Here is a 4,950-nt window from a genome sequence, read left to right on the forward strand (position 1 = left end):
AGCAGAGACCGGCGCACGGGTGCGTAACGCGTATGCAATCTACCTTTTACAGGGGGATAGCCCAGAGAAATTTGGATTAATACCCCATGGTATTATTGAGTGGCATCACTTAATAATTAAAGTCACAACGGTAAAAGATGAGCATGCGTCCCATTAGCTAGTTGGTAAGGTAACGGCTTACCAAGGCAACGATGGGTAGGGGTCCTGAGAGGGAGATCCCCCACACTGGTACTGAGACACGGACCAGACTCCTACGGGAGGCAGCAGTGAGGAATATTGGTCAATGGACGCAAGTCTGAACCAGCCATGCCGCGTGCAGGATGACGGTCCTATGGATTGTAAACTGCTTTTGTACGAGAAGAAACACTCCTTCGTGAAGGAGCTTGACGGTATCGTAAGAATAAGGATCGGCTAACTCCGTGCCAGCAGCCGCGGTAATACGGAGGATCCAAGCGTTATCCGGAATCATTGGGTTTAAAGGGTCCGTAGGCGGTTTAGTAAGTCAGTGGTGAAAGCCCATCGCTCAACGGTGGAACGGCCATTGATACTGCTGAACTTGAATTACTGGGAAGTAACTAGAATATGTAGTGTAGCGGTGAAATGCTTAGAGATTACATGGAATACCAATTGCGAAGGCAGGTTACTACCAGTGGATTGACGCTGATGGACGAAAGCGTGGGTAGCGAACAGGATTAGATACCCTGGTAGTCCACGCCGTAAACGATGGATACTAGCTGTTGGGGGCAACTTCAGTGGCTAAGCGAAAGTGATAAGTATCCCACCTGGGGAGTACGAACGCAAGTTTGAAACTCAAAGGAATTGACGGGGGCCCGCACAAGCGGTGGAGCATGTGGTTTAATTCGATGATACGCGAGGAACCTTACCAAGGCTTAAATGCAGACTGACCGATTTGGAAACAGATCTTTCGCAAGACAGTTTACAAGGTGCTGCATGGTTGTCGTCAGCTCGTGCCGTGAGGTGTCAGGTTAAGTCCTATAACGAGCGCAACCCCTGTTGTTAGTTGCCAGCGAGTGATGTCGGGAACTCTAACAAGACTGCCAGTGCAAACTGTGAGGAAGGTGGGGATGACGTCAAATCATCACGGCCCTTACGCCTTGGGCTACACACGTGCTACAATGGCCGGTACAGAGAGCAGCCACTGGGTGACCAGGAGCGAATCTATAAAGCCGGTCACAGTTCGGATCGGAGTCTGCAACTCGACTCCGTGAAGCTGGAATCGCTAGTAATCGGATATCAGCCATGATCCGGTGAATACGTTCCCGGGCCTTGTACACACCGCCCGTCAAGCCATGGAAGCTGGGGGTGCCTGAAGTCGGTGACCGCAAGGAGCTGCCTAGGGTAAAACTGGTAACTAGGGCTAAGTCGTAACAAGGTAGCCGTACCGGAAGGTGCGGCTGGAACACCTCCTTTCTAGAGCCTCGAATGTTAGTGCTTGCACACGTTGAGGAAATAAGATGCGAAATCTATAGGTTTTGAATCGGAGATTGTATTACTCTTGCTGTTAATTTAAAAAATGATAAAAAATTAAGTAAAACAGAGTCTCGTAGCTCAGCTGGTTAGAGTACTACACTGATAATGTAGGGGTCGGCAGTTCGAGTCTGCCCGGGACTACTATTTAACTTAAAAAAAAGGAAATTTTAGAGGTTGAGGCCTTATGAGCAATAATTCATAACTCATAACTAATAACTCATCGCTAAAGAAATGGGGGATTAGCTCAGCTGGCTAGAGCGCCTGCCTTGCACGCAGGAGGTCAACGGTTCGACTCCGTTATTCTCCACAAAAGCGAAAGCTTTAAAGTTCATTGACATATTGAGATAAGAAAATAATAAGAAAGTAGAAAGCGTTTTTTGTTATTTATGACAAAAAACAAAAAAAAACGGATCATATTAAATTATGATTTGGTACAATAAGCAAAATAAGGGCGTATGGGGAATGCCTAGGCTCTCAGAGGCGAAGAAGGACGTGATAAGCTGCGAAAAGCTGCGGGGACGAGCACACATCGATTGATCCGCAGATATCCGAATGGGGCAACCCACTATGTTGAAGACATAGTACACCGATAGGTGGGCAAACCCGCTGAACTGAAACATCTAAGTAGGCGGAGGAGAAGAAAACAAAAGTGATTCCGTAAGTAGTGGCGAGCGAACGCGGATTAGCCCAAACCAATTATGTTACGGCATATTTGGGGTTGTAGGACCACGAGATTTTATGCATGCAGAACCGGAACTGACTGGAAAGTCGGGCCAAAGAGGGTGATAGCCCCGTATGGGTAATAAATGTAATGAATAGTGGTATCCTGAGTAGGGCGGGGCACGTGAAACCCTGTCTGAATTTGGCGGGACCATCCGCTAAGGCTAAATACTCCTGAGAGACCGATAGTGAACCAGTACCGTGAGGGAAAGGTGAAAAGAACCGTGAATAACGGAGTGAAATAGATCCTGAAACCATACGCCTACAAGCGGTCGGAGCCCTTAAGTGGGGTGACGGCGTGCCTTTTGCATAATGAGCCTACGAGTTAACGTTGCTGGCAAGGATAAGTGTTTAAGACATGGATCCGTAGCGAAAGCGAGTCTGAATAGGGCGCTTTAGTCAGTAGTGTTAGACGCGAAACCGTGTGATCTACCCATGGGCAGGTTGAAGCTGTGGTAACACACAGTGGAGGACCGAACCGGTTGACGTTGAAAAGTCTTCGGATGACCTGTGGGTAGGGGTGAAAGGCCAATCAAACTCGGAAATAGCTCGTACTCCCCGAAATGCATTTAGGTGCAGCGCTGACGATAGTTATATAGAGGTAGAGCTACTGATTGGATGCGGGGGCTTCACCGCCTACCAATTCCTGACAAACTCCGAATGCTATATAATGTTTCACAGCAGTGAGGGCTTGGGTGCTAAGGTCCAAGTCCGAGAGGGAAAGAACCCAGACCATCAGCTAAGGTCCCCAAATATATGTTAAGTTGAAAGAACGAGGTTTGTCTGCCCAGACAGCTAGGATGTTGGCTTGGAAGCAGCCATTCATTTAAAGAGTGCGTAACAGCTCACTAGTCGAGCGGACGAGCATGGATAATAATCGGGCATAAACATATTACCGAAGCTATGGATTTGCAAGCAATTGCAAGTGGTAGGGGAGCATTCCAGCAGGGTTGAAGGTGTATCGTAAGGTATGCTGGACTGGCTGGAAAAGAAAATGTAGGCATAAGTAACGATAATGCGGGCGAGAAACCCGCACACCGAAAAACTAAGGTTTCCACAGCTATGCTAATCAGCTGTGGGTTAGTCTGGTCCTAAGGCGAACCCGAAAGGGACAGTCGATGGCCAACGGGTTAATATTCCCGTACTACTAATTACTGTGATGGGGTGACGGAGTGATGAAAGCGCCGCGAACTGACGGAATAGTTCGTTAAAGTACCTAGCTATAAGATCTATAGGCAAATCCGTAGATTTTGGTGAAATACGATAGTACTCGGAGTCTTCGGACAAAGAGATAGTGCGCCTAAGGGCTTCCAAGAAAAACCTCTAAACTTCAGGTAATTAGTACCAGTACCGTAAACCGACACAGGTAGTTGAGGAGAGAATCCTAAGGTGCTCGAGAGATTCATGGCTAAGGAATTAGGCAAAATAGACCTGTAACTTCGGGAGAAAGGTCGCCCCGAGCAATCGGGGCCGCAGTGAAGAGGTCCAGGCGACTGTTTATCAAAAACACAGGGCTCTGCAAAATCGTAAGATGAAGTATAGGGCCTGACACCTGCCCGGTGCTGGAAGGTTAAGAGGAGATGTTATCTTCGGAGAAGCATTGAATTGAAGCCCCAGTAAACGGCGGCCGTAACTATAACGGTCCTAAGGTAGCGAAATTCCTTGTCGGGTAAGTTCCGACCTGCACGAATGGTGTAACGATCTGGACACTGTCTCAGCCATGAGCTCGGTGAAATTGTAGTAACGGTGAAGATGCCGTTTACCCGCAGTGGGACGAAAAGACCCTGTGCACCTTTACTATAGCTTAGTATTGACCTTGGATAAATGATGTGTAGGATAGGTTGGAGACTGTGAAGTGGCGTCGCCAGGCGTTGTGGAGTCATTGTTGAAATACAACCCTTTGTTTATCTGAGGCCTAACCCCATATTGTGGGGGACATTGCTTGGTGGGTAGTTTGACTGGGGTGGTCGCCTCCAAAAGAGTAACGGAGGCTTCTAAAGGTTCCCTCAGTACGCTTGGTAACCGTGCGTAGAGTGCAATGGCATAAGGGAGCTTGACTGAGAGACATACAGGTCGATCAGGTACGAAAGTAGAGCATAGTGATCCGGTGGTTCCGCATGGAAGGGCCATCGCTCAAAGGATAAAAGGTACGCCGGGGATAACAGGCTGATCTCCCCCAAGAGCTCATATCGACGGGGGGGTTTGGCACCTCGATGTCGGCTCGTCACATCCTGGGGCTGGAGAAGGTCCCAAGGGTTGGGCTGTTCGCCCATTAAAGTGGCACGCGAGCTGGGTTCAGAACGTCGTGAGACAGTTCGGTCTCTATCTACTGCGGGCGTTAGAAATTTGAGTGGATCTGATTCTAGTACGAGAGGACCGAATTGGACTAACCTCTAGTGTATCTGTTGTCCCGCCAGGGGCACCGCAGAGTAGCTACGTTGGGAAGGGATAAGCGCTGAAAGCATATAAGCGCGAAACCCACCACAAGATGAGATTTCTTTTAAGGATCGTGGAAGATGACCACGTTGATAGGCTACAGATGTAAAGGCAGTAATGTCATAGTCGAGTAGTACTAATAATCCGTAAGCTTATGTACACCCTTTTCTCCCGCTCAAGGGCGGGAGAAGAAACTTTCTAAAATAGATTTACTTTTCTTTATCTCAGTATGTTAAAATATTCGCTCGACGCAAGAGCAGTTGATGGTCAAGAGTTGATAATTGATGGAGAAATCCAACAACC

The 4,950-nt window shown here is 48.1% G+C and carries 2 tRNA genes and 2 rRNA genes; all 4 read left to right on the top strand.

The annotated features are described in order from the left end of the window. A 16S ribosomal RNA gene (locus ACFS3A_RS26660) occupies positions 1 to 1,431 on the top strand; the annotation flags it as partial. A 127-nt stretch (positions 1,432 to 1,558) separates the two neighbouring features. Further along, positions 1,559 to 1,632, top strand: a tRNA-Ile gene (locus ACFS3A_RS26665). 92 nt (positions 1,633 to 1,724) lie between these two features. Beyond that, positions 1,725 to 1,798 (top strand) — tRNA-Ala (locus ACFS3A_RS26670). Positions 1,799 to 1,925: 127 nt separating this feature from the next. Beyond that, positions 1,926 to 4,807: ribosomal RNA gene (locus ACFS3A_RS26675) — 23S ribosomal RNA — on the top strand. Positions 4,808 to 4,950 lie beyond the last annotated feature (143 nt).

Origin of the sequence: Flavobacterium notoginsengisoli, from assembly GCF_042686225.1 — a bacterium.
In the GTDB taxonomy this organism is placed as follows: Bacteria; Bacteroidota; Bacteroidia; order Flavobacteriales; family Flavobacteriaceae; genus Flavobacterium; species Flavobacterium notoginsengisoli.